Below are 22,674 nucleotides of genomic sequence, written 5' to 3'. Positions count from 1 at the left end.
TCTAGAAGTACCCCTCGCGCTTGCGGTCTTCCATCGCGGCCTCGGAGAGCTTGTCGTCGGCACGCGTCGCGCCGCGCTCGGTGAGCCGGGAGGCGGCGATCTCGGCGATCACCTTCTCGATGGTGTCGGCGTCGGAGTCGACCGCGCCGGTGCAGGACATGTCGCCGACGGTGCGGTAGCGCACGCGCCGCTTGACCACCGTCTCGTCGTCCTTCGGGCCGCCCCACTCGCCGGCGGTCAGCCACATGCCGGCGCGCGCGAAGACCTCGCGCTCGTGGGCGTAGTAGATCTCGGGCAGTTCGATGCCCTCGCGGGCGATGTACTGCCACACGTCCAGCTCGGTCCAGTTGGACAGCGGGAAGACCCGGACGTGCTCGCCGGGGGCGTGCCGGCCGTTGTACAGGTTCCACAGCTCGGGGCGCTGGCGGCGCGGGTCCCACTGGGAGAACTCGTCGCGCAGCGAGAACACCCGCTCCTTGGCGCGGGCCTTCTCCTCGTCGCGGCGCCCGCCGCCGAAGACGGCGTCGAACTTCTCCGCCTGGATCTTCTCGGTCAGCGGCAGCGTCTGCAGCGGGTTGCGCGTGCCGTCCGGGCGCTCCTTGAGCACCCCCCGGTCGATGTAGTCCTGCACGGAGGCGACGTGCAGGCGCAGCCCGTGCTTCTCCACCGTGCGGTCGCGGTAGTCCAGGACCTCGGGGAAGTTGTGCCCGGTGTCGACGTGCAGCAGGGAGAACGGCACGGCCGCGGGGGCGAACGCCTTCAGCGCCAGGTGCAGCATGAGGATGGAGTCCTTGCCGCCGGAGAACAGGATCACCGGCCGCTCGAACTCGCCCGCCACCTCGCGGAAGATGTGCACCGCCTCGGACTCGAGGGCGTCGAGGTGGGAGAGGGCGTACGGGCTGCTCGCGGAGCCCTCGCCCCCCTTGACCGTGGCGACGGTCGTCGTCATGCCAGTCCCCTTTCGCTGAGCAGGGCGTACACCGCCGCGGCGGACTCCTGGACGGTCTGGTCCTGCGACTCGATGCGCAGGTCGGGCGTGACGGGCTCCTCGTACGGGTCGTCGACCCCGGTGAGCCCCGTCAGCTCACCCGCGGCCTGCTTGGCGTACAGGCCCTTCACGTCGCGTACGGAGCACACCTCGACCGGGGTGGCCACGTGCACCTCCACGTACGCCGTCCCGTGGGTCTCGTGGCGCTTGCGCACCGCGTCCCGGCTGTCCGCGTACGGCGCGATCACCGGGACCAGCGCGGTGACGCCGTTGCGGGCGAGCAGTTCGGCGACGAAGCCGATGCGCTGCACGTTGGTGTGCCGGTCCTCGCGGCTGAAGCCGAGGCCCGCCGAGAGGAACTCGCGGATCTCGTCGCCGTCGAGCACCTCGACGCGGTGGCCCTCCTCGCGCAGCCGGCCGGCCAGCTCGTGCGCGATGGTGGTCTTGCCGGCGCTCGGCAGACCCGTGAGCCAGACGGTGGCTCCGGTCGTCACGTGGTTCTCCTGAATCTCGGTGGTCGTCGTCATGTCAGCCGTGCAGTCCGCACTCGGTCTTGGAACGGCCCGCCCAGCGGCCGGCACGCGCGTCCTCGCCCTCCAGCACACGGCGGGTGCAGGGCGCGCAGCCCACGGAGGCATAGCCGTCCATCAGCAACGGGTTGGTGAGGACCCCGTGCTCGGCGACGTACGTTTGCACATCTTCCTGTGACCATCGGGCGATGGGGGAGATCTTCACCTTCCGGCGCTTCTCGTCCCAGCCGACCACGGGGGTGTTGGCCCGGGTCTCGGACTCGTCGCGGCGCAGGCCGGTCGCCCAGGCCTGATAGCTCTTCAGGCCCTCCTCCAGCGGCTTGACCTTGCGCAGCGCGCAGCACAGGTCGGGGTCGCGGTCGTGCAGCTTCGGGCCGTACTCGGCGTCCTGCTCGGCGACCGTCTGCCGCGGGGTGAGCGTGATGACGTTCACGTCCATCACGGCCTCCACCGCGTCCCGGGTGCCGATGGTCTCCGGGAAGTGGTAGCCGGTGTCGAGGAACACCACGTCCACGCCGGGCAGGGCGCGGGAGGCGAGGTGGGCGACCACCGCGTCCTCCATGGACGAGGTGACGCAGAAGCGGCTGCCGAAGGTCTCGGCGGCCCACTGGAGGATCTCCAGTGCCGAGGCGTCCTCCAGCTCGCGGCCCGCCCGCTCGGCCAGCGCCTTCAGCTCGTCTGTCGTCCGCTCTTCCTGAGTGGCCGTCATGTCGGTTCCCCTCCCGTGGAGTTGGGCTGAAGTCCGCGGGCGATCAGCCCGAGGAACTTCAACTGGAATGCGCGGTTGCACCCCGCGCATTCCCAGGCGCCGTGACCCTCTTCGCTCGGGCGCAGGTCCTCGTCGCCGCAGTAGGGGCAGTAGAAGGGCGCGGCGCGCTCGCTCACGACAGCGCCTCCTCCGAGGCACGGGCCGCCCAGGTGGCGAACCTCTCGCCGTCCTCGCGCTCGGCCTGGTAACGCTTCAGTACGCGCTCCACGTAGTCCGGCAGCTCCTCCGCCGTCACCTTCAGGCCGCGCACCTTGCGGCCGAAGCCGGCCTCCAGGCCGAGCGCCCCGCCGAGGTGCACCTGGTAGCCCTCGACCTGCTCGCCGCGCTCGTTCAGGACCAGCTGGCCCTTGAGACCGATGTCCGCGGTCTGGATGCGGGCGCAGGCGTTCGGGCAGCCGTTGAGGTTGATGCTGATGGGCTCGTCGAACTCCGGCAGACGGCGCTCCAGCTCGTCGATGAGCGAGGCGCCGCGCGCCTTGGTCTCGACGATGGCGAGCTTGCAGAACTCGATGCCGGTGCACGCCATGGTGCCCCGCCGGAACGAGGAGGGCTTGGCGCTGAGGTCCAGCGCCTCCAGGGACTCCACCAGGGAGTCGACCTGCCCCTGCTCGACGTCGAGGATGATCATCTTCTGCTCGACGGTGGTGCGGACCCGGCCCGAGCCATGCGCCTCCGCGAGGTCGGCGACCTTCGTCAGGGTGGTGCCGTCGACGCGGCCGACGCGCGGGGCGAAGCCGACGTAGTAGCGGCCGTCCTTCTGCCGGTGCACGCCGACGTGGTCGCGCCAGCGGCTCGCCGGCTCGGCGGGCGCCGGACCGTCGGTCAGCTTGCGCTTCAGGTACTCGTCCTCCAGCACCTGGCGGAACTTCTCCGCGCCCCAGTCGGCGACCAGGAACTTCAGGCGGGCGCGGTTGCGCAGGCGCCGGTAGCCGTAGTCGCGGAAGATCGAGATGACGCCCTCGTAGACGTCCGGCACCTCGTCCAGCGACACCCAGGCGCCCAGACGCACACCGAGCTTCGGGTTGGTGGACAGGCCGCCGCCCACCCACAGGTCGAAGCCCGGCCCGTGCTCGGGGTGGTCCACGCCGACGAACGCCACGTCGTTGATCTCGTGTACGACGTCCTGCACCGGCGAGCCGGAGATCGCGGTCTTGAACTTGCGCGGCAGGTTCGAGTACGCCGGGTTGTTCAGGACCCGGCGCTTCATCTCCTCCAGCGCGGGCGTGCCGTCGATGATCTCGTCCTCGGCGATGCCCGCGACCGGGGAGCCGATCATCACGCGGGGCGTGTCGCCGCAGGCGGTGACGGTGGACAGGCCGACGCCCTCCAGGCGGTTCCAGATCTCGGGCACGTCCTCGATCCGGATCCAGTGGTACTGGATGTTCTGCCGGTCGGTGATGTCGGCCGTTCCGCGCGCGAACTCCTGTGAGATCTCACCGATGACGCGCAGCTGCGCGGTGGTCAGCGCGCCGCCGTCGATGCGCACGCGCAGCATGAAGTAGCTGTCGTCCAGCTCCTCGGGCTCCAGGATCGCGGTCTTGCCGCCGTCGATGCCCTGGCGGCGCTGGGTGTACAGACCCCACCAGCGCATGCGTCCGCGCAGGTCGCCGGGGTCGATGGAGTCGAACCCCCGCTTGGAGTAGATCGTCTCAATACGCGTCCGTACGTTGAGACCGTCGTCGTCCTTCTTGGTCTGCTCGTTGCCGTTGAGCGGGGTGAAATGACCCATAGCCCACTGACCCTCGCCACGGTGACGGCTCACCTTGCGGCGGGGAGTCGTGGCAGCAGGCTTCGGCGGGGTGGCGGCCATGGTTGACACGTCCTTCGGGACTGGCGGAATGCGGCTCTGACCTGCGCGCGCGGGCGCATGGGCATACGTGCGCGTCGTTGCGCGGGAGGAGACGAATGCAGAAATCCGGTGGTGCTGGAGGGGTCTCTCAGCGCATCGGACAGATGGCGCTGGACATGCGGCCGAGGTCGACGTGCCGCCGACTCACCAAGGCAATTCCAGTTCCGGACATGACGGAAGCGTGGCACGGCGATCTGGACAGAGTCCAGCTTCGTCCAAAATGCGGACGCCCCTGTCTCGTCGGGCGAGACGGGGGTGTCGTGGGTCACACAGACCGAAAACGGACGCTTCGGAGCAGGTCAGGACGGGAAGGCCCCGGGCCACGGCCCCGGAGTCTCCACCTCCGGTTCTTCCTCGACCTTGGTGTCGAAGAGGCGGAAGCCGCGGCGCTGGTAGTTGTCCATCGCGAAGTCGCCGTCCTTGCTGCACGTGTGCAGCCACACCCGCTTGGTCGTGGCCAGCCCCGGCCAGCGGTCCGCGAGGTCCCAGGCGCGGGCGGTCCCGTACGACAGCAGGTGCCCGCCGATGCGCCGGCCGCGGAAGGCCGGAATCAGGCCGAAGTACTCGATCTCCACGACACCGTCGTCCCCGGGCGTCAGCTCCAGGTATCCGGCGGGGGTGCCCCGGTCGTAGGCCACCCAGGTCTCCACGCCGGGCCGCCGCAGGTGCTCCTGCCACCGCGCGTAGGTCCAGCCCAGCCGGTCCGTCCAGCGGATGTCGCCGCCGACGGAGGCGTACAGGAAGCGGCTGAACTCGGGCGAGGGCACTTCGGAGCGGACGATCCGTACGTCCCCCTCCGGGGCGGCGGCCGGCAGCAGATCGGTCGGCGCGGTCTGCTCCAGGGACCAGGTGGTCACGGCGATGTTGGTCATGCCGGTCAGGGAATCATCCGGTCGCGAGATCTGTCGATCCCGGTTCCGCGCCCGCGCACCCCCGGCCAGGGGGCCCGCGGGCGCGGAAACCGCCGCCGTCAGCCGAGCGCCTCGTCCACCGAGGTCAGCGGCAGCGCGAAGAGCATGCTGCCCGACTGGGACCAGACCTCACCGGTCCCCGCCCAGTACGACAGGGAGCCCGGCGGCCCGCTCCAGCACTGGCGCGAGCGGTCGGCACCGCACTCCGTGGCCCGCGCGCCCTCCGTGTCCTGCCGCCACAGCGTTCCGCGTCCGTCCTGGTCGCCGGCCGGCCGGGCCAGGTACCAGTCGGAGGGTCCGGCCCCGGCCGGGCGGTGCGCCAGCACGCCCCGGACCTCGGCGGCGCCGGTCTCGTACGCGTCCCGCGCGTCCACGTGCCCGGCGGAGTCGGTGGCGGGCACCCCGGCGTGGTCCGGGTCCGTGCCGAGCGCGTAGCGCCACAGGCGGGTGGGCCGGTCGGCGCCGGAGGGTACGTACTCGCTCGCCACCAGGCCGGCGGGGACCGTGCCGCGGTCCAGGGAGAGCGCGGCGGGCCGCGCGGCGTCCGGCGTGTCGGCCAGGCGGTAGGAGGCGACGGCGGGCAGCACGTACCGGTGGCCGTACGCCGCCCAGCCGCCGGGCACCCGGCCGACCGCGTCGGCGTCGGCGGTGGCGCGCTGGACACGGTCCACGTCGTACACGTAGAGCGCGTTGCGGTCCCCGGCGCCGGTGGTGACCAGCAGTTTGTCCTGGTACCAGACCATGCCGGAGACGGGGGAGGCGAGCGCCCGGTAGTCGCGTCCGCCGTCCACCGGGACGGCGAGCAGCGCCGAGGTGTAGCCGAGACGGCCGGGATCGTCGGCGTTCACGAACGAGACCCGGGCGAGTCCGCCCTGGGGCGTGCCGTCGTCGCGGCTCCAGGCGGACAGGACGACCCGGTGGGAGCCCCAGAGCCCGTTCTCGTCGGCGTCCCCCGAGGTGGTGACCGCTCCCGGTCGCCAGCCCCGCGTGTCCTCGGCGTCCCAGCAGTAGGCGCGCGTGGCCGCGGGGGAGACCGGCAGCGCCTCGCGCTCCCCGGCCGCGCAGTCGGCGGCGTCGCGCAGGGTGTGGTCGGCGGAGCCGAGGACGGCGTCGGCGCCCACCGGCTCGCCCATCGCGGCGGAGAGCCGGTCGAGCCAGGGCGCGGGCACCCGGTGCTCCGTCAGCCGCAGTGCGTCGGTCACGGCGAGCGGCTTCAGTTCGCCCGGGTCGCCGGCGACCGTGGCCTGCGAGGCGCTGATCATCGTGGCGGCGCCGGTCAGCGCGAGGGCGGCCCCGGTCAGGGCCGCGCGCAACGCCCTGCCCCGACTGCGCCGGCGGTGTCTGCCGCGCTGCTTCATAGAACCTCCACGGGCCCCGATCCAACTGCGCCCGTCGTTCCGTGCGTTGACCGAGGAGCAGAGGGGGCGGTCCGTGGAGGATGCTACGGCAGGCGGAGGGGCCCGCGGAGCCGGACGCTGCAAATATGCGGAAACGAACCACCTTTCGGGGGCCGTCCGTGGGCCGTCCGCCGCTCAGGGCGACGGTGCCCGGGCCGGAGGCGGCGTCCGGACCGGGCCCGGCTCCCGGCGCTCCGTCACCGCCGGCGCGGTCGAGTCGGGCAGCAGGTCGCGGGGGTCGTCCGGGAGGACCACCTCGATCTCGGCGTCGTCGCGGAACCGGTACGGCCGGTGTCGCAGATAGGCCCCGAGGTACCGCCGGACCCGGGACATCTCGGCGCGCACCGTCACCGTGCGCGCCGGGTCGCCGAAGACGTCCTCCGCCAGCCCCGCGGCGCTGCGGCCGGTGCGCTGGACGGCCAGCAGATACAGCAACTCGGCGTGCCGCGGACTCAGTTCCCGCTCCCAGGACCCCGCCCCGTCCAGCACCCGGACCGACCAGCGGCGCGGCTGCCCGAGGTCGAGGACGATCCGGGGGGCGCCGTGCGGCACCGGCTCCGCGGCGACCCGCACCAGCCAGCCCTCGGCCAGCGGCTCCACGACGCACGCCCCGAGCGCCGGAAGCCACCTCGGACCCGTCGCCGGGGACCCGGGCAGCACCACCCGCTCCGCGTACGGCATCCCCGTCACCGCGGCCGTCCAGCCGTCCCGGTCCACCACCAGCGCGCGCCCGTCGAGCCGGGCCAGCACCGGCGCCGCCACCGCGCGCAGCCGCTCCAGCGAGCGCGTGTGCAGTTCGCGCAGCCGGGCCTCGGCGAGCTTGGCCACCGAGTCGACCCAGGCGAGCGTGGCCGGATGCATCGTCTCCAGCGGCCCGCTCACGTCGACCACGCCGAGCAGCCGGCCGCTGCGCGGATCGGTGATGGGCGCCCCGGCGCAGGTCCAGGTCGCCTGGGACCGCACGAAGTGCTCGGAGGCGAAGACCTGTACCGGCCGCCGGGTGACCGCCGGCGTGCCCACGCCGTTGGTGCCGACGACGTCCTCCCGCCAGTCCGCGCCCAGTTCGAAGCCGAGCCCGTCGGCCTTCCGCAGCACCGGCGTGCTGCCCTCCCGCCACAGCACCCGGCCCTCGTCGTCGGCGACCACCATGATGTGGTGGGCGACGTCCGCGACCGACAGCAGCCCCTCCCGCAGCACCGGCAGCACGTGCCGCAGCGGCGAGGCCTCCCGCCGCCGCTGCACTTCCTCCCGGGGCAGCAGCCCGGCGCGGAAGTCGTGGTCCGGGTCGACGCCGCTGCGCAGCATCCGCTCCCAGGACTGCTCGATCACCGGACGCGGTGCCGCCGGAGCGCGCCCGCCCGAGAGTCTGGCGGAGCGGACCTCGCTGAGCATCCGCGCCGCACGGGCCGTGTCGACGGCGGCGAGCTGCGTCACGTCCCTCGGCGAGAGCGCCACTGGTCGTCGTCCTCCCGGAAGCAGGGACCGGGACGGGCGCCCGAGCGGCCGGCCGGCGGCGAGCCCGTGATCGTCCCGGATGTTCGTCTCATACTGACCGCTTCCCCATGGCGGACGGACACAGTCCGCACACAGTCGGCAGCAAGTTGCAACCCCTTGCAACCCTGGTGGACGGCCGTGCCGGTGTCCGAAACTTGTGACACGCCGTCCCGAGCGGCGTACGCGGCCTGAACGGGCCTGTGTGGCGGGGGTGGTGCCGTGTCGGCGCAGCACCACCCCCGTGCCGCCCGGCCGCCTTCCGCGCGGCGCAGGGCCGCCCGGAGAGGATCAGGCCACCGGACGGGCCCGCTCCACGACCGACGCCAGATCCAGGGTCGGCGGCAGCGTGCCGAAGGCCGCACCCCCGTCGCCGCCCAGCCGCGAGGCGCAGAACGCGTCGGCCACCTCAGGCGGCGCGTACCGCACCAGCAGCGACCCCTGGAGCACCAGCGCCAGCCGCTCCACCAGCCGCCGTGCCCGTCCCTCGGCGGCCTCCAGGTCGGCGAGTTCGGTCAGCAGGCCCCGGATCGCCGCGTCCAGGCGGTGATCGGCACCCCGGGCGAGGCCCACCTCCGTCAGATACGCGTCCAGGGCCAGCGGCTCCCGCCCGAGCGCCCGCAGCACGTCCAGCGCCTGGACGTTGCCGGCGCCCTCCCAGATCGAGTTCAGCGGCGACTCGCGCACCAGCCGGGGCAGCCCGGACTCCTCGACGTACCCGTTGCCGCCCAGGCACTCGGCGGCCTCCACCGCCACCGGCGCACAGCGCTTGGTCACCCAGTACTTCGCCGCCGGCACCGCCAGCCTGAGCAGCGCCGTCTCCCGCTCGCCCCCGTCGTCGTACGCCGCCGCCAGCCGCAGCGCGAGCGTGGTGGCCGCCTCCGACTCGATCGCGAGGTCGGCCAGGACGTTGCGCATCAGCGGCTTGTCGATCAGCTTCCCGCCGAACGCCTCCCGGTGGGCGCAGTGGTGCACCGCCTGCGCGACGGCCTGCCGCATCAGCCCGGCCGAGCCCAGCACGCAGTCCAGCCGGGTCGCCGCCACCATGCCGATGATGGTGCGCACCCCGCGGCCCTCCTCGCCGACCCGGCGCGCCCAGGTCCCGGCGAACTCGACCTCGGCGGAGGCGTTGGACCGGTTGCCCAGCTTGTCCTTCAGCCGCTGGATCAGGAACACGTTGCGGGTGCCGTCCGCCAGCACGCGCGGCACCAGGAAGCAGGTGAGTCCGCCCGGGGCCTGCGCCAGCACCAGGAAGCCGTCGGACATGGGCGCCGAGCAGAACCACTTGTGCCCGGTCAGCTCGTACGTCCCGTCCTGAGCCAGCGGCCGCGCGGAGGTCGTGGCCGCCCGGACGTCGCTGCCGCCCTGCTTCTCCGTCATGCCCATCCCGAACAGCACGCCGGCCTTGAGGTGCGCCGGCCGCAGCTCACGGTCGTACACCTGCGAGGTCAGCCGCGGCTCCCACTCGGCGGCGAGGTCCGGGTCGGCGCGCAGGGCGGGCACCGCCGCGTGGGTCATCGACAGCGGACAGCCGTTGCCCGCCTCGGCCTGCGTCCACAGGAGGAACCCGGCGGCCCGCCGCACATGCCCGCCCGGCCGGGTCCAGGCCGCGGTGAGGCCGGCCGAGACGCCCTTGCCCAGCAGCCGGTGCCAGGCCGGGTGGAAGTCGACCTCGTCGAGGCGGTGGCCGTAGCGGTCGTGCGTGCGCAGGACCGGCGGGTTCTCGTTGGCCTGCGCGCCCCACTCCAGCACCTGGGCGGAGCCGCAGCTGCGCCCGAGACCGGACAGCTCGCCCAGCGCCTCCTCGCGCAGCTCCGGTGCCAGATGCCGTTCGACCGCCGCCACGAGGGCCCGGTCGGTGGTGAAGACGTCGTAGCCGGCCAGCGGCGGGGCCTGGTTCGTCACGGTGTGGGTGCTGCCTGCCATGACGGCGAACCTACCGCGCCCGGGGACGGGACGGGCGCCGACGGCCTCCACGGAGGTCCGCGGATGAGTGCGGGCACCCGCGGCGGATACCGTTAGGGCGTGCAGCCAGCAAGTGAACCTTCCGAACGGCCCTCGGGCCGGCTCCACCGTGTCCGGGTTCTGTACCGGAACGTCTCCAAACGCAGGACCGCCTGGCTGCTGCTCAAGGACACCGTCAACTCGTGCATGGAGTACCGCATCCTCGGGCTCGCCGCCGAGGCCGCGTTCTTCACGCTGCTGTCGGTGCCGCCGCTGCTGCTGAGCGTCCTCGGCCTGCTCGGCTACGTCGACCTGTGGATCGGCGCCGACACCACCGAGAGCCTGCGCACCAACATCCTGGACGCCTCCCGCGCGGTGCTCTCCGAGCGGGGTGTCAAGCAGATCACCGAGCCGATCCTGGACGACGTGACGAAGGGCGGCCGGCCCGACGTCATCTCCATCGGCTTCCTGTTCGCCCTGTGGTCCGGCTCCCGCGCGGTCAACGTCTTCATCGACACCATCACTGTGATGTACGGCCTCGACGGTGTCCGGGGGATCGTCAAGACCCGCCTGATGGCCTTCCTGCTGTTCATCGTGGCCCTGCTGATCGGGTCGATCGCGCTGCCGCTGATGGTGGCGGGACCGGACGCCGTGGTGCGGGTCGTGCCCTGGTCGACGACCGTCGTGCAGGTCCTGTACTGGCCGGTCGTGATCATCCTGTCCGTGGCCTTCCTGACCACGCTGTACCACGTGTCGGTGCCCGTGCGCTCCCCGTGGATCGAGGACGTGCCCGGCGCGCTGGTCGCCCTCGCCATGTGGGTGCTGGGCAGCTTCCTGCTGCGGATCTACCTCACCAGTACCGTCGAGGGCCCGACCATCTACGGGTCGCTCGCCGCGCCCGTGGCCGTGCTGCTGTGGATCGGTGTGTCCGCGTTCGCCGTGCTCGTCGGGGCCGCGGTCAACGCGGCCATCGACCGGGTCTGGCCGGCCGCCGCCACCGCCGCGGCCCGCGAGGCCAACGAGCGGCTGCGGCAGGCGCAGGTCGCCGAGTACGTGGCCCGGGCGGCCGCGAGCGGCGAGGCGGACCCCGACATGCCGTCCGAGTTCCCGGAACGCTGGTCCCGCTTCCTGCCCCCGGAGGACGTCACGGCCCGCCTCCGCAGCCACACGAAGCACACACCTCCCACGGACCACAACAAGCCCGAGGCTTCGTAACCGGCCCGGCCCTTCTCGGGCCGGGCGCCGAGAGGTCCGGGGCCCACGTCCCCGCCGTCGCGGTCTCCCGGACGAACGCCCCGACGTCCCCCGGCGCACGGTGCGGCACCTGCCGGACACCGTCCGGGAGCCGGGCCGGCGGCCGGCGCCCCCGAGACCGCCGGCACCCGCCCGGCGTACCGGCCGCCCGGGGCCGGCGCCACCACCAGCGCGCCAGGCCGGCTGCGGCCCGCGCGCGCCCTGTCCACCGCCTTCACGCGGGTGTACGGCGTCAGCCCGCGGGGCGGCGTAGCCTGACCGGCGTGTACGCGGAACGTGCCTCCCGGCTGCCCGGCGCGGTGGTGTGGACCAGCACGCCGACCGGAACCGGCCCGGGACGTGTCCTGCCCGACGGCTGCATGGACCTGCTGTGGCACGACGGCCGGCTGCTGGTCGCCGGCCCCGACACCCGCGCCTACGCCACCGACGACGCGCCGGGCCGCTGGGCGGGCGTCCGCTTCTGCCCCGGCACCGCGCCCGCACTCCTCGGCGTCCCCGCGCACGAACTGCGCGACCGGCGCGTCGACCTCGCCGACCTCTGGCCCGCCGCCGAGGCACGGCGCCTGACGGCGCGGGTGAACGCGGCCTCCGACCCGGCGCGGGGCCTGGAGGAGGCGGCGCTGTCCCGGGCGGCCGGCAGCGATCCCCCCGATCCGCTGCTGCGCCGGATCGTGGCCGCCCTCGACGCGGGCCGCCCGGTCGCCGCCACCGCCGACGAACTCGGCATCGGCGCACGCCGGCTGCACCGCCGCTCGCTGGCCGCCTTCGGTTACGGCCCCAAGACCCTGGCCCGTGTACTGCGGCTGCAACGCGCCCTCGCCCTGGCCCGGGCCGGCACGCCCCTCGCGGAGACGGCCGCCCGAGCCGGGTACGCGGACCAGGCGCATCTGACGCGGGACGTGCGGGAGCTGGCGGGCGTGCCCCCGGTCGAGCTACTGGGACGCCGGCGGTAGCGCGGCGAACAGGTCGACGCCGTTGCCGTCCGGGTCGTGCACGACGGCGTACCGCTGCCCCCAGAAGGCGTCCCAGGGCCCCAGCTCACCGTGGTACCCGGCGCCGGTCAGCTCCTCGTACAGCGCGTCCACCTCCGCGGGCGCGTCGCACAGCAGCGCGAGCGAGGCCCGCCCGCCGCCGGCCGGGGGCTGCCACCCGGGGTGGAAGGAGCGGACGGTCTCCTCGGTGTCGAGCAGCAGCCGGATCCCGCCTGGCGGTCCGGCCTCGGCGTGCGGCTCCTTCTCGGCGCCTTCGGGGAAGGCGAAACCGAGCCGGCGGTAGAAGGTCACGGATGCGGCCATGTCGGAGACGACCAGGCCGACGGCGTTGAATCGTGCGGTCATGACGCCACCGTAGGCAGGACGGCAAGGGCCCGTCTTGAAGGAATCGGACACCGCGGCCGCCGGGTGGAACAGCTCAGAAAGGCCTCAAGTTCCTTGATCCGCAAGGCGGGCGGCGCCGACCATGGGGTCATGCTGGGACGCGGAAAAGAGGAATTCGACGTGCTGGTCCTGCGGGACTCGGACGTCGTCGCCGACGGCCTGCGCGAGGCGCTCGCCGAGGCCACCCCGGAGCAGCGGCCCGGGCTGGAACGCGCCGCCGCCCTGGTGGAGCGCGCGGCCGCCGTCCCCGACGCCGCCCTGCGCGCCCGGTGGGTCCACCAGCGCCTCGCCGCCGCCGGGTACGAGGGCCCGGCCGACTCCGTGCGGGCCGTCAAGATCCTGCGCGAGTCGGCACCGGGCCTCAGCCTGCTGTCGGCCGTCCGGCTGTCCAAGGACGCGGCGGCGCACCGTCCCTGACCCGGAGGCCGGGCGCGCGGGGACGTGGCCGCGGTGACCGGACGCGGAGCCGCCGGGAACACCCGTGCGACAGGATGGGCGCATGAACCGTCGCGCGCGCGTCCTGCCGCTGTTACTGCTGCCCCCGCTGCTGCTCACCGCCTGCGGCACGCAGAGGCCGGCCGACGACCCGGCCGCCGCGGCGGCTTCCACCGAGGCCGCCTCGGCCGGGACCGAGGAGCTCGAGAACCGGGCGCAGGCGCTCGGGATCGCCCCCGAACTGGTCTACGTCACCAGGACGCCCGGTCTCACCCTGGCCCAGCAGTCCGTCGGCGTGCTCGGCGACGACGGCTTCTCCGCCACCTACCTGACCGGCTCGGGCGCCCTGGTCCGCCTCTCCGTCGAACGGGGCACGATGACCGAGGACACCTGCCCGAACCGGCCGGTCGGCGACAGCACCGGCGGACGGGCCGTGTGCGAGCGCGACGCGGAGGCCTGGTACCGCGCCGGCGGCGGACAGCACGAGTACGCCCTGCCGGAGGACGGGCACGTGGTCCGGCTGTCCGCCGGGGCGGGCGCCGTACCGCGCGAGGTCCTGCGCGAGGCCGCAGAAGCCGTCCACCGGCCCGACGCGGCCGAGGCCGCGGCCACCCTGCCCTCGCCCCGGCCCGCCGCCGGGACCCCCGTGGAACGCGGCGACCTGCCCCCGGTGGGCGACGGGGCCCCCGACAACAGCGTGGACACGGGCGGCTGAACACGAGCCGGAAATAAATCCGGCGGCGATGTCGAGAAAGCGTGACCTGCTCCGTCCCCGGGGTGAGCGCGGCCACAATGGGCCGCACAGCACCGAGGAGAGTCACCATGGCCAAGTACCTGATGCTCAAGCACTACCGGGGCGCCCCGGCCGCGGTCAACGACGTTCCCATGGACCGGTGGACGCCGGAGGAGATCTCGGCCCACATCCAGTACATGAACGACTTCGCGGCCCGGCTGGAGAAGACCGGCGAGTTCGTCGACGGGCAGGCCCTCGCCCCCGAGGGATCGTGGGTCCGCTACGACGGCGAGGGGCGCCCGCCGGTCACCGACGGGCCGTTCGCCGAGACCAAGGACCTCATCGCCGGGTGGATGGTGATCGACGTCGACAGCCACGAGCGCGCCGTCGAGCTGGCCGGGGAACTGTCGGCAGCGCCCGGGGCCGGCGGGAAGCCGATCCACGAGTGGCTCGAACTGCGCCCCTTCCTGGCGGCGCCGCCCACCGTCCCGGAATGCCCTCACGGATGAACGAGGCACTGCTCCGCAGCCTCACCCCGAGCGTCCTGGCCGTCCTCGTCCGCCGCGGGGCCGACTTCGCGGCGGCCGAGGACGCCGTGCAGGACGCGCTGGTCGAGGCGATCCGCGTCTGGCCTGCCGACCCTCCGCGGGACGCGAAGGGCTGGCTGGTCACCGTGGCCTGGCGCCGGTTCCTCGACGCGACCCGTTCGGACGCCGCCCGCCGCCGGCGCGAGGACCTCGTCGACGAGGAGCCGGTGCCGGGGCCGGCGCCCGCGGTGGACGACACGCTCCAGCTCTACTTCCTGTGCGCCCACCCGTCGCTGACGCCGGCGTCCGCGGTCGCGCTCACCCTGCGCGCCGTCGGCGGGCTGACCACCCGCCAGATCGCCCGGGCCTACCTGGTGCCCGAGGCGACCATGGCGCAGCGCATCAGCCGGGCCAAGCGCACCGTCTCCGGGGTGCGGTTCGACCGGCCCGGCGACGTCGCCACCGTGCTGCGCGTGCTCTATCTGGTCTTCAACGAGGGCTACTCCGGCGACGTGGACCTCGCCGCCGAGGCCATCCGGCTCACCCGGCAGCTCGCCGCCTCCATCGACCACCCCGAGGTGGCGGGGCTGCTCGCCCTCATGCTGCTCCACCACGCCCGGCGCGCCACCCGGACCGCGCCCGACGGCAGCCTGGTGCCGCTGGCGGAGCAGGACCGGTCCCGGTGGGACACCGCGTCCATCGCCGAGGGCGTCGAGATCCTCCAGGCGGCCCTCGCCCGCGACCGCCTCGGCGAATTCCAGGCGCAGGCCGCCGTCGCCGCGCTCCACGCCGACGCGCCCACCGCCGAGGAGACCGACTGGGTGCAGATCGTCGAGTGGTACGACGAGCTCGAGCGCCTGACGGACAGCCCGGTCGTCCGGCTCAACCGCGCGGTGGCCGTCGGTGAGGCCGACGGACCGCGCGCCGGCCTGGCGGCCCTCGCGGCGCTGGACGACTCACTGCCCCGCCACACCGCGGTGGCCGCATACCTCCACGAGCGCGACGGCGACCCGGTGACGGCGGCACGGCTGTACACCGAGGCGGCCCACAAGGCCCCCAACCTCGCCGAACGCGACTACCTGACCCGCCGGGCCGCCCGCCTCAACAGCGGCCGGTGACGCTCGGCGGCGGCTCCTCGCACACGGTGACCCCGCAGGAGGCCGGCGGGCAGGGGCGCCCGGGTGACGGGATCATGGGATCAGGGCCGGAATACATCCGGGCGGTGCGGCGCTCTGATCCGAGCGGTGCGCAGTGCGGCGGTACGACGGTGCGGTAGCGCGGCGAAGGACTGGTGAGCGCATGACGGCAGGCCAGACGGACCCGGTGGTCGGTACGCCTCACGGGGCGGTACGCGGCAGACGCGAGCACGGGATCGCCGTGTTCCGTGGCATCCCGTACGCGGCGCCCCCCTTCGGTCCCCGCCGGTTCCGGCCCCCTGCGCCGCCCGAGCCCTGGGACGGAGTGCGCGACGCGGGGGCGTTCGGCCCGACCGCGCCGAAACCGCCGTACTCCGAGGCGTTCGCCCAGTACCTGTCCGACCCGGCGATCCCCGGCGACGACTGCCTCAACCTCAACGTCTGGACGCCGGAACCGGGCCCGGGAGCCCGCCTGCCGGTCCTGGTGTGGCTGCACGGCGGCGCCCTGACCAGGGGCTCCTCCGCCGTGCCCGTCTACGACGGCCGCACCTTCGCCCGCGACGGCGTGGTCTGCGTGTCGGTCAACTACCGACTGGGCGTCGAGGGCTACGGACTGTTCCCGGACGCCCCCGCCAACGCCGGACTGCGCGACCAGATCGCCGCGCTGGAATGGGTGCGGGACTCGATCGCCGCCTTCGGCGGCGACCCCGACCGGGTGACCGTCGCCGGTCAGTCGGCCGGGGCGATCAGCACCGGCGCCCTCCTCGCCGCGCCGCGGGCCCGGGGCCTGATGCGGCGCGCGGTGCTGCAGAGCGGGGCGCCGGAGGCGTCCGACCGCGACAAGGTGCGCCGGATGGTGCGCCGTATGGCCGCCCGGCTCAAGATCCCGGCGACCGCGGAGGCCTTCGCCGCCGCCGACCGCCAACAGCTGCTGCGCGCCCAGGCCGAGGTGGGCAGGCTCAGCAGCCCCGTGCTCGGCGGCCCCGCCTTCGGCATCGTCGTCGACGGCGACGTGGTGCCGGGCGACCCCCTGGACGCGCTCGTCGACGGCGAGGCGGCACGCGGCGTCGACCTGATGATGGGCTGGACCCGCGACGAGTACCGGCTCTGGCTGGTCCCCGGAGGCCTCCTCGAACGCGTCGACCGGCTCGGCGCCGTCGCCCTGGCGGGCGCGCGGGCCCGCTGCCACTGCGGCAACGAGGTGGTACGCGGCTACCGCGCCCTGCACCCCGACGCCGGCGTCGCCGAGACGGTCGGCCAGCTCGTCACCGACCACCTGCTGCGCCTCCCGCTGCACCGGGTGGCCGACGCGCGGCCGGATTCGTCCCACGTCTACGAGTTCGCCTGGCCGTCCAACCTGCCCGGCCTCGGCGCCTGCCACGCCCTGGAGCTGGGCTTCGTCTTCGACTCCGGGGACGGACCGGACGCGCGCAGGCTCGCCGGCGAGGGGGCTCCGCAGGAGCTGGCCGACGCGATGCACGGGGCGTGGGTCCGGTTCGCCGAGTCCGGGGACCCGGGCTGGCCGGCATGGGACGCCACGCACCCCGTCCAGGTCTTCGGCGACGGCGCCCCGCACATGGTGTACGGCCCGCACGACGCCGAGTTCGACCTGTGGAAGGCCGACGTCTCCACGCGGGCAACGCGGTCCAGGCGTCCGGTGCGACGGTGAGCCGACGCGACGACGCCTGATCAGGCCGGGGCCAGCGTCGCCGCGACCGACGCGATCTCCTCCGGGCCCACCCGGCAGCACCCCCCGATCAGGCGGGCTCCGGCGTCCCGCCAGCCCCGCACCTCCCCGGGGGCGAAGGTGGAGCGGCCGGTCCAGCCGCGGGCACCGGCGTCCCAGGACTCGCCGCTGTTGGGATAGACGACCACGGGTTTGCCGGTGACCCGGGCGGCCGTCTCGATCGCGCCCGCCGCGTCCCCGGGGGCGCAGCAGTTCACACCGACCGCGACCACCTCCTCCGCGTCCGCGGCCAGGGCGAAGGCCTCCTCCAGCAGCTGCCCGGCGCGGGTGCGGTCGCCCGCCACGGTGTACGACAGCCAGGCCGGCACGCCCAGTCCGCGCACCGCCCGCAGCAGCGCCGCGGCCTCGTCGGTGTCGGGGACGGTCTCCAGCGCGAGCACGTCCGGCCGGGCGGCGGCCAGGACCTCCAGGCGGGGCCGGTGGAAGCGCTCCAGGCCGGCGACGGTGAGCCCGTACCGGCCCCGGTACTCGGAGCCGTCCGCGAGCATCGCCCCGTAGGGGCCCGCCGACGCCGCCACCCACAGGCGGCGGTCCGTCTTCGCGCGGCGGGCCGCCTCCCGGGCCGACTCCACACTCGACGCCATGAGTTCGGCGGCGCGCTGCCGGCCGACGCCGCGCCGGGCGAAGCCCTCGAAGGTGGCCTGGTAGCTCGCGGTGATCGCCACGTCCGCGCCCGCCTCGAAGTAGGCGAGGTGCGCCCCGGTGATCGCCTCGGGGTTCTCGGCGAGCAGCCGCGCCGACCACAGGCCGTCGCTCAGGTCGTGGCCCGCCGACTCCAGCTGGTTGGACATGCCGCCGTCGAGCACGAGGGGACGGCCGGAGCCGAGGGCGTCGGCGAAATCGCTGGTCATGGCACGAGGTTAGCCAGTTGCCGGGCACCCGCCGGGCGCTTGTCCCCCGTGCGAGCTACGGCCAGGTGTCCACCCGGGGGTGACGATCTCCGGCTGCCGGATCCGTAGCGTCCGGTGCAGCCGGCGCGGCACTCGGCCGCCGGCCCGACGAGGGGGTCCCCGTGAGGTTTGTCCGGCAGTTCCTGGCCGTCCTGGCGATGTACGCCGTCACCGGCAACGCCGTCAACGCGGTGAAGGAGAACGACGCGCTCACGCTGGTCCTCGGCGTCACCGCGGCGGCGGTGGCGGTGCTGGTGTACGCATGGGTGGTCCGGCGCACCGAGCACCGGCCCGCCACGGACGTGGCGCGGGAGGGCGCCGTGTCCCGGACCGGCTGGGGCGTTCTGATCGGCGCCGGGATGTTCGGCGCCGTCATCGTGAACCTCTGGACCGCCGGGTACTACGAGGTGGAGGGCCTCGGCTCGGTGACGGGCGCGCTGGGGCTGGCCGGCTTCATGGTGGGCGCCGCCGCGACGGAGGAAGTGGTGTACCGCGGTGTGCTGTTCCGCATCGTCGAGGAGCGCATCGGCACCTACCTCGCGCTGGCGCTGACCGGTCTGGTGTTCGGCCTCTCCCACCTGCTCAACGAGCACGCGACCCTGTGGGGCGCCCTCGCCATCGCCATCGAGGCCGGCTTCATGCTCGCCGCCGCCTACGCCGCCACCCGCAGCCTCTGGCTGACGATCGGCGTGCACTTCGGCTGGAACTTCGCCGCGGCCGGCATCTTCAGCACCGAGGTGTCCGGCAACGGCGCCAGCGACGGGCTGCTGGACACCGTGACGTCGGGCCCGACGCTGCTCACCGGCGGTGAGTTCGGGCCGGAGGGCAGCGTGTACTCGGTGGGCTTCGGGGCGCTGCTGACCCTCGTGTTCCTGTGGCTGGCCCACCGGCGCGGCAACGTCGTGCCGTTCGGCTCCCGGAGTGCCGCGGGCGTCGACTCCGCCGCTAGGCTTCCCCGGTGATCGGTCGTCGGCGGGTTCAGGAGCAGTGGCACCGGCTCGATGTCACGGTCCGGGACCTCCCGCTCGGGGTGCTGCTCCTCGTCGCCTCGGCCATGCCGGTGTTCCGGGGCGACGGCACGGAGATCGGCGACCTGCCGACCCGGTCCGCCGACGCGCTCGCGGGCGTGGCGGCCGTCCTGCAGTGCCTTCCGCTGGCGGTGCGCCGGCGGTGGCCACTCGTCTGCCTCGCCCTGGTGTCGCTCGGCTTCGCCGTCGACCAGCTGCGCGGATACCACCTCGTCGCGGGCACCGCGCTGCCCATCGCGCTGCTGAGCACCGGGTCCTTTCTGGAGCGGTACCGGCGCGCCACCCTGATCAGCGCCTCTGTGGCGTACACGGCGCTGGCGGTCGCGCTCCACGAGCGCGGGCCGGGCCAGCCGGCGGCCGAGTTCGTGACCTTCTACCTGGCGCTGGCCCTCGCGTGGGGCATCGGCGCGTGGATGCGCTCCGCCCGGGCCGCGGAGGCCGAGCGCCGCCGCCGCGTCGCCGAGGACGCCCGCGGCGCTGAACGCACCCGGATCGCCCGCGAGCTCCACGACGTCGTCACCCACCACGTGACGGCGATGGTCGTACAGTCCGAGGCGGCCCGCTATCTGACCGCGAAGCCCGACCGCCTCGACCAGGCCCTGACCGCTGTCAGCGACACCGGCCGGCGCGCCATCACCGATCTGCGGCACCTGCTGGACCTGCTCAACCCGGACCACGGCACCGGTCACGGCGGCGAGGACAGGACGCCGCCCGTCGGCAGGCTGCTCACGCTCGTCGAGCAGACGCGGCGGGCCGGGCAGCCGGTGGAGTTCACCGAGGAGGGCACGCCGCCGGCCTCGACGGGCAGCGCCGACCTCGTGGCCTACCGGGTCGTGCAGGAGGCCCTGACGAACGCCCTCAAGTACGACCACGGCGGCCGGACCTCGGTCCTGGTGCGCCATGGCGAAAGGGAGATCACCGTGGAGGTCGGCACGGACGGTTCCGGGTCGCGGGACGCCGCCCCCGGCGGCAGCGGGCGTGGCCTGGAGGGCCTGCGCGAACGGGTCGGCGTCCTGGGCGGCGACTTCAGCGCGGGCCGCGGCGCGGCCGGTGGCTTCCTGGTCCGGGCGCGGATACCCGCGGGGGGACCGGCGTGAGCGCGCCCGTCCGGGTCCTGGTCTGCGACGACCAGGCGCTGATCCGCACCGGACTGGCGACGATCATCGACGCGCAGCCCGACCTGGAGGTGGCGGGCGAGTGCGGGGACGGGCGGAGTGCGGTGGAACTGGCCGGCCGGCTGCGCCCGGACGTCGTCGTGATGGACGTGCGCATGCCGGTCCTCGACGGCATCGAGGCCACCCGGCTGCTGGCCGGCGCCGGCGTGGAGCACCCCGTGAAGGTGCTGGTGGTGACGACGTTCAATCTGGACGAGTACGTCTACGAGGCGCTGCGGGCCGGAGCGAGCGGGTTCCTGCTCAAGGACGCGCCGCCGGACCGGCTGCTGCACGGCATCCGGACCGTGGCCCTGGGCGCGGCCCTGCTGGACCCCGAGGTGACGCGCCGGCTCGTGGGCCGGTACGCCGCCCGCATCCGGCCCGCCGCGGGCCGCGCCCAGGACATCCCGCTGACGCCCCGCGAACTGGAGGTCCTCCGTCTCATCGCGGACGGCCTGTCCAACAGCGAGATCGCCGCGGCCCTCGTGATCAGCCCCGAGACCGTCAAGACCTTCGTGTCCCGCATCCTCACCAAGCTCGGCCTGCGCGACCGCGTCCAGGCCGTCGTCTACGCCTATCGGCACGGCCTGGTCACCTGAGACCCCGCGCCCCGCGGCTCAGCCCTGCAGGCGGCGGCGCATCTGCGTGAGGCGGCGGTCGTAGTGGAAGTGCCACCAGACCATCCACGCCATGGAGACGACCGCGGCCGCCAGCATCCAGCCGCCCGCGACCACCGCCCCGGAGGCGAACCACAGGGCCGCGGTGCCGAAGAAGATCACGGCGAGGAGGGGGAGCGCCCACCAGCGGTGGCGCCGCAGCCGCTGCTGCCGGGAGTCGACCAGCGCCGCCAGCGCCCGCCGTCGCGCGGGCTCCTCGGGCGGCGGCGCGCCCTTGAGGATCTGCCGCTCCATGACGGGTACGTCGTCGGGATCGGTACCGGTGGCGCGGGCGTCGCGGTTGCGGCGCCGGCGTACCAGCCACACGACGTAACAGCTCGTCAGCGCGGCGCTCACAAGGGCCGGCAGCCATCCCGAGGCCCCGTTCAGGGCCATGCGGGTCACGAGCCCGATGACCAGGACCATCAGGCCCATCACCCATAACTTGTCCTGCCACCGCCGCTCGGGGCGGCCGTCCCGTCGCTCGATGCTTGCCATGTCCACCTTCCGGCCGGTCGAAGTAGCCGATGACTCGGGGTGGCCCTCCGGATACCCGCCCGAAGGGCCGGGACACTTCGGCGGGGGCCGAAACAACGGGACCGTAGCGTCGGGGACATGAGCGACACGAACACCGCCACCGCGACCGTCACGCCCGCCGACGCCGTCACCGGCATGGTCGACCACGTCCTCGCCCTGGCCGCCACCTGGACCGGCTGGGACGGGGAACCCGCCCACGTCGATGACCGGGTCTACACCCCGCACAAGGCCGTCCGGCGCGTCGCCGACCACCTGATCGACCATCTCGCCGAGCTGGAGGCGCGGTTGGCGGGGGAGCGGCCGCAGCCCGACCACTGGCACGCCTCGGCGATCACGACGGACGCGGACCGCGCGCCGTTCACCCGGGAGGACCTCGAAGAGGCCCGCAGCCGCCTCACCCGGCTCGCCCGGATCTGGGCCAACCGCCTCGGCGCGCTCACCGGCGAGCAGCTCGACCGGTCGCCGGGCGAGGGCTGGAGCTTCCGCGAACTCGCCCTGCACGTCGCGGAGTCCGCGTACTACGCCGACGCCGTGGGGGACCTGTCGTGACCGCCTTCGCCGGCCTGCACCGCGAGGGCGACCCCCTGCTGCTGCCGTGCGCCTGGGACCACGCCTCCGCCCTCCTCCTCGCCGGCCGGGGTTTCGCGGCGATCGGCACGACCAGCCTGGGTGTCGCGGCGGCGGGCGGGCTGCCCGACGGGGCGGCGGCGACCCGCGAGGAGACGTTCCGGCTGGCCCTCGCCCTGGGCTCGGAGCCGTTCCTCCTCTCCGTCGACGTGGAGGGCGGCTTCAGCGACGATCCCGACGAGGTCGGTGAGTTCGCCCGGCAGCTGGCGGCCGTCGGCGCCGTCGGCATCAACCTGGAGGACGGCCTCGGCCCCGTCGACCGGCACGCGGCGAAGATCGCCGCGGTGAGGTCGGCGGCCCCCGGCCTCTTCGTCAACGCCCGTACCGACACGTACTGGCTCGGTGACGGCGAGGGAACGTCACGGCGCCTCGACGCCTACCGGGAGGCGGGCGCCCACGGCGTCTTCGTGCCCGGCGTGAGCGACCCGCGCACCATCGCCGCCCTGGTCCGGGACCTCGACGTCCCCCTCAACGTCCTCTACACGCCGGCGGGGCCCGCCCTGCCGCACCTCACCGACCTCGGTGTACGCCGGGTGAGTCTGGGTTCGCTGCTGTACCGGCGCGCGCTGGGCGCCGCCCTGGAGGCCGTGGCCGAGATCCGGTCCGGGCGCGCTCCCGGCGGAACGGTGCCGAGCTACGACGACGTGCAAAAGCTGGGTAGTTGACCCCCTGGAACGTCGCTCTGTGTGAAGCTG

The 22,674-nt window shown here is 74.1% G+C and carries 25 protein-coding genes; 12 read left to right on the top strand and 13 right to left on the bottom strand.

Going from position 1 to position 22,674, the window contains the following annotated elements; genetic code table 11:
• Position 1: 1 nt before the first annotated feature.
• The 10 genes from cysD to ACIRG6_RS32820 form a co-directional block, all read right to left on the bottom strand.
• The gene (gene cysD, locus ACIRG6_RS32865) at positions 2 to 949 is read right to left on the bottom strand and encodes a sulfate adenylyltransferase subunit CysD (protein WP_364678801.1); all 948 of its coding nucleotides are present in this window, start codon (positions 947 to 949) and stop codon (positions 2 to 4) included.
• Positions 946 to 1,515 carry an adenylyl-sulfate kinase gene (gene cysC / locus ACIRG6_RS32860; protein WP_362495997.1) on the bottom strand — a complete coding sequence of 190 codons (570 nt, stop codon included), beginning with the start codon at positions 1,513 to 1,515 and terminating at the stop codon, positions 946 to 948. Before cysC ends, cysD begins: the two co-directional genes overlap by 4 nt.
• A 1-nt stretch (position 1,516) precedes the next feature.
• The gene (locus ACIRG6_RS32855) at positions 1,517 to 2,227 is read right to left on the bottom strand and encodes a phosphoadenylyl-sulfate reductase (protein ID WP_364821039.1); all 711 of its coding nucleotides are present in this window, start codon (positions 2,225 to 2,227) and stop codon (positions 1,517 to 1,519) included.
• The gene (locus ACIRG6_RS32850; RefSeq protein WP_350715681.1) at positions 2,224 to 2,403 is read right to left on the bottom strand and encodes a hypothetical protein; all 180 of its coding nucleotides are present in this window, start codon (positions 2,401 to 2,403) and stop codon (positions 2,224 to 2,226) included. The genes ACIRG6_RS32855 and ACIRG6_RS32850 overlap by 4 nt, the downstream gene beginning before the upstream one ends.
• A complete protein-coding gene (sirA, locus tag ACIRG6_RS32845; RefSeq protein WP_364678808.1) occupies positions 2,400 to 4,097 on the bottom strand; it encodes a sulfite reductase SirA in 1,698 nt (565 codons plus the stop codon). The genes ACIRG6_RS32850 and sirA overlap by 4 nt, the downstream gene beginning before the upstream one ends.
• A gap of 127 nt (positions 4,098 to 4,224) precedes the next feature.
• Positions 4,225 to 4,308: a putative leader peptide gene (locus ACIRG6_RS32840; RefSeq protein WP_343234115.1), complete on the bottom strand. Its 84-nt coding sequence runs from the start codon at positions 4,306 to 4,308 to the stop codon at positions 4,225 to 4,227.
• Positions 4,309 to 4,435: 127 nt separating this feature from the next.
• Positions 4,436 to 5,008, bottom strand: coding sequence for a GNAT family N-acetyltransferase (locus ACIRG6_RS32835; protein WP_350715677.1), 573 nt, complete (start codon positions 5,006 to 5,008; stop codon positions 4,436 to 4,438).
• Positions 5,009 to 5,106: 98 nt separating this feature from the next.
• Positions 5,107 to 6,405 (bottom strand): hypothetical protein, encoded by a 1,299-nt coding sequence (locus ACIRG6_RS32830; RefSeq protein ID WP_403325290.1) that lies wholly within the window; start codon positions 6,403 to 6,405, stop codon positions 5,107 to 5,109.
• Between the two features lie 174 nt (positions 6,406 to 6,579).
• Positions 6,580 to 7,899 (bottom strand): GAF domain-containing protein, encoded by a 1,320-nt coding sequence (locus ACIRG6_RS32825; protein WP_364821034.1) that lies wholly within the window; start codon positions 7,897 to 7,899, stop codon positions 6,580 to 6,582.
• A 327-nt stretch (positions 7,900 to 8,226) separates the two neighbouring features.
• Positions 8,227 to 9,861 carry an acyl-CoA dehydrogenase family protein gene (locus ACIRG6_RS32820; protein ID WP_364821032.1) on the bottom strand — a complete coding sequence of 545 codons (1,635 nt, stop codon included), beginning with the start codon at positions 9,859 to 9,861 and terminating at the stop codon, positions 8,227 to 8,229.
• Between the two features lie 99 nt (positions 9,862 to 9,960).
• Here ACIRG6_RS32820 and ACIRG6_RS32815 point away from each other — a divergent pair, with 99 nt between their 5' ends.
• Both ACIRG6_RS32815 and ACIRG6_RS32810 read left to right on the top strand, forming a co-directional pair.
• On the top strand, positions 9,961 to 11,094 hold the full coding sequence (locus tag ACIRG6_RS32815; protein ID WP_350715668.1) for a YihY/virulence factor BrkB family protein: 1,134 nt from the start codon (positions 9,961 to 9,963) through the stop codon (positions 11,092 to 11,094).
• 302 nt (positions 11,095 to 11,396) lie between these two features.
• Positions 11,397 to 12,086, top strand: a complete 690-nt coding sequence (locus tag ACIRG6_RS32810; protein WP_364821029.1) for a helix-turn-helix transcriptional regulator — start codon at positions 11,397 to 11,399, stop codon at positions 12,084 to 12,086.
• Here ACIRG6_RS32810 and ACIRG6_RS32805 read toward each other — a convergent pair.
• Positions 12,066 to 12,470, bottom strand: coding sequence for a VOC family protein (locus ACIRG6_RS32805; protein ID WP_364678824.1), 405 nt, complete (start codon positions 12,468 to 12,470; stop codon positions 12,066 to 12,068). The genes ACIRG6_RS32810 and ACIRG6_RS32805 overlap by 21 nt on opposite strands.
• 129 nt (positions 12,471 to 12,599) lie before the next feature.
• Here ACIRG6_RS32805 and ACIRG6_RS32800 point away from each other — a divergent pair, with 129 nt between their 5' ends.
• The 5 genes from ACIRG6_RS32800 (at position 12,600) to ACIRG6_RS32780 (ending at position 17,009) form a co-directional block, all read left to right on the top strand.
• Positions 12,600 to 12,926 (top strand): hypothetical protein, encoded by a 327-nt coding sequence (locus ACIRG6_RS32800; protein ID WP_364821025.1) that lies wholly within the window; start codon positions 12,600 to 12,602, stop codon positions 12,924 to 12,926.
• Between the two features lie 82 nt (positions 12,927 to 13,008).
• A complete protein-coding gene (locus ACIRG6_RS32795) occupies positions 13,009 to 13,659 on the top strand; it encodes a hypothetical protein (protein ID WP_364678830.1) in 651 nt (216 codons plus the stop codon).
• A 107-nt stretch (positions 13,660 to 13,766) separates the two neighbouring features.
• Positions 13,767 to 14,186, top strand: coding sequence for a YciI family protein (locus tag ACIRG6_RS32790; RefSeq protein WP_365022521.1), 420 nt, complete (start codon positions 13,767 to 13,769; stop codon positions 14,184 to 14,186).
• Positions 14,183 to 15,322, top strand: coding sequence for an RNA polymerase sigma factor (locus ACIRG6_RS32785; RefSeq protein ID WP_364679108.1), 1,140 nt, complete (start codon positions 14,183 to 14,185; stop codon positions 15,320 to 15,322). Before ACIRG6_RS32790 ends, ACIRG6_RS32785 begins: the two co-directional genes overlap by 4 nt.
• Before the next feature lie 181 nt (positions 15,323 to 15,503).
• The gene (locus ACIRG6_RS32780) at positions 15,504 to 17,009 is read left to right on the top strand and encodes a carboxylesterase/lipase family protein (protein WP_403325286.1); all 1,506 of its coding nucleotides are present in this window, start codon (positions 15,504 to 15,506) and stop codon (positions 17,007 to 17,009) included.
• Positions 17,010 to 17,029: 20 nt separating this feature from the next.
• Here ACIRG6_RS32780 and mmuM read toward each other — a convergent pair whose 3' ends face one another.
• Positions 17,030 to 17,938, bottom strand: a complete 909-nt coding sequence (gene mmuM, locus ACIRG6_RS32775; RefSeq protein ID WP_403325284.1) for a homocysteine S-methyltransferase — start codon at positions 17,936 to 17,938, stop codon at positions 17,030 to 17,032.
• A 161-nt stretch (positions 17,939 to 18,099) separates the two neighbouring features.
• Here mmuM and ACIRG6_RS32770 point away from each other — a divergent pair, with 161 nt between their 5' ends.
• From ACIRG6_RS32770 to ACIRG6_RS32760, 3 genes are read left to right on the top strand one after another with little or no spacing between them, the layout of a single operon-like run.
• Positions 18,100 to 18,939 carry a CPBP family intramembrane glutamic endopeptidase gene (locus tag ACIRG6_RS32770; protein WP_403325282.1) on the top strand — a complete coding sequence of 280 codons (840 nt, stop codon included), beginning with the start codon at positions 18,100 to 18,102 and terminating at the stop codon, positions 18,937 to 18,939.
• Positions 18,936 to 20,102, top strand: coding sequence for a sensor histidine kinase (locus ACIRG6_RS32765; protein ID WP_364821020.1), 1,167 nt, complete (start codon positions 18,936 to 18,938; stop codon positions 20,100 to 20,102). The genes ACIRG6_RS32770 and ACIRG6_RS32765 overlap by 4 nt, the downstream gene beginning before the upstream one ends.
• Positions 20,099 to 20,758: a response regulator transcription factor gene (locus ACIRG6_RS32760; RefSeq protein WP_318214947.1), complete on the top strand. Its 660-nt coding sequence runs from the start codon at positions 20,099 to 20,101 to the stop codon at positions 20,756 to 20,758. The genes ACIRG6_RS32765 and ACIRG6_RS32760 overlap by 4 nt, the downstream gene beginning before the upstream one ends.
• 18 nt (positions 20,759 to 20,776) lie before the next feature.
• Here the strand turns inward: ACIRG6_RS32760 and ACIRG6_RS32755 are convergent, their stop codons facing one another.
• Complete coding sequence (locus tag ACIRG6_RS32755; RefSeq protein ID WP_350715646.1) at positions 20,777 to 21,313, bottom strand: hypothetical protein; 537 nt, start codon at positions 21,311 to 21,313, stop codon at positions 20,777 to 20,779.
• A 117-nt stretch (positions 21,314 to 21,430) separates the two neighbouring features.
• Here ACIRG6_RS32755 and ACIRG6_RS32750 point away from each other — a divergent pair, with 117 nt between their 5' ends.
• Both ACIRG6_RS32750 and ACIRG6_RS32745 read left to right on the top strand, forming a co-directional pair.
• Complete coding sequence (locus ACIRG6_RS32750; protein WP_350715644.1) at positions 21,431 to 21,901, top strand: hypothetical protein; 471 nt, start codon at positions 21,431 to 21,433, stop codon at positions 21,899 to 21,901.
• A complete protein-coding gene (locus ACIRG6_RS32745; protein WP_318214950.1) occupies positions 21,898 to 22,644 on the top strand; it encodes an isocitrate lyase/PEP mutase family protein in 747 nt (248 codons plus the stop codon). The genes ACIRG6_RS32750 and ACIRG6_RS32745 overlap by 4 nt, the downstream gene beginning before the upstream one ends.
• Positions 22,645 to 22,674 lie beyond the last annotated feature (30 nt).

Source organism: Streptomyces flaveolus (genome assembly GCF_044765825.1).
Lineage (GTDB): Bacteria > Actinomycetota > Actinomycetes > Streptomycetales > Streptomycetaceae > Streptomyces > Streptomyces flaveolus.
This window is presented reverse-complemented; position numbering and strand designations above follow the sequence as displayed.

What these genes read in the sequence shown, in the direction of transcription:
- cysD (WP_364678801.1), bottom strand. Translation starts at nt 949, where the DNA reads ATGACGACGACCGTCGCCACGGTCAAGGGGGGCGAGGGCTCCGCGAGC.
- cysC (WP_362495997.1), bottom strand. Translation starts at nt 1,515, where the DNA reads ATGACGACGACCACCGAGATTCAGGAGAACCACGTGACGACCGGAGCC.
- ACIRG6_RS32855 (WP_364821039.1), bottom strand. Translation starts at nt 2,227, where the DNA reads ATGACGGCCACTCAGGAAGAGCGGACGACAGACGAGCTGAAGGCGCTG.
- sirA (WP_364678808.1), bottom strand. Translation starts at nt 4,097, where the DNA reads ATGGCCGCCACCCCGCCGAAGCCTGCTGCCACGACTCCCCGCCGCAAG.
- ACIRG6_RS32840 (WP_343234115.1), bottom strand. Translation starts at nt 4,308, where the DNA reads ATGTCCGGAACTGGAATTGCCTTGGTGAGTCGGCGGCACGTCGACCTC.
- ACIRG6_RS32835 (WP_350715677.1), bottom strand. Translation starts at nt 5,008, where the DNA reads ATGACCAACATCGCCGTGACCACCTGGTCCCTGGAGCAGACCGCGCCG.
- ACIRG6_RS32830 (WP_403325290.1), bottom strand. Translation starts at nt 6,405, where the DNA reads ATGAAGCAGCGCGGCAGACACCGCCGGCGCAGTCGGGGCAGGGCGTTG.
- ACIRG6_RS32820 (WP_364821032.1), bottom strand. Translation starts at nt 9,861, where the DNA reads ATGGCAGGCAGCACCCACACCGTGACGAACCAGGCCCCGCCGCTGGCC.
- ACIRG6_RS32805 (WP_364678824.1), bottom strand. Translation starts at nt 12,470, where the DNA reads ATGACCGCACGATTCAACGCCGTCGGCCTGGTCGTCTCCGACATGGCC.
- ACIRG6_RS32800 (WP_364821025.1), top strand. Translation starts at nt 12,600, where the DNA reads ATGCTGGGACGCGGAAAAGAGGAATTCGACGTGCTGGTCCTGCGGGAC.
- ACIRG6_RS32795 (WP_364678830.1), top strand. Translation starts at nt 13,009, where the DNA reads ATGAACCGTCGCGCGCGCGTCCTGCCGCTGTTACTGCTGCCCCCGCTG.
- ACIRG6_RS32790 (WP_365022521.1), top strand. Translation starts at nt 13,767, where the DNA reads ATGGCCAAGTACCTGATGCTCAAGCACTACCGGGGCGCCCCGGCCGCG.
- ACIRG6_RS32785 (WP_364679108.1), top strand. Translation starts at nt 14,183, where the DNA reads ATGAACGAGGCACTGCTCCGCAGCCTCACCCCGAGCGTCCTGGCCGTC.
- ACIRG6_RS32780 (WP_403325286.1), top strand. Translation starts at nt 15,504, where the DNA reads ATGACGGCAGGCCAGACGGACCCGGTGGTCGGTACGCCTCACGGGGCG.
- mmuM (WP_403325284.1), bottom strand. Translation starts at nt 17,938, where the DNA reads ATGACCAGCGATTTCGCCGACGCCCTCGGCTCCGGCCGTCCCCTCGTG.
- ACIRG6_RS32755 (WP_350715646.1), bottom strand. Translation starts at nt 21,313, where the DNA reads ATGGCAAGCATCGAGCGACGGGACGGCCGCCCCGAGCGGCGGTGGCAG.
- ACIRG6_RS32750 (WP_350715644.1), top strand. Translation starts at nt 21,431, where the DNA reads ATGAGCGACACGAACACCGCCACCGCGACCGTCACGCCCGCCGACGCC.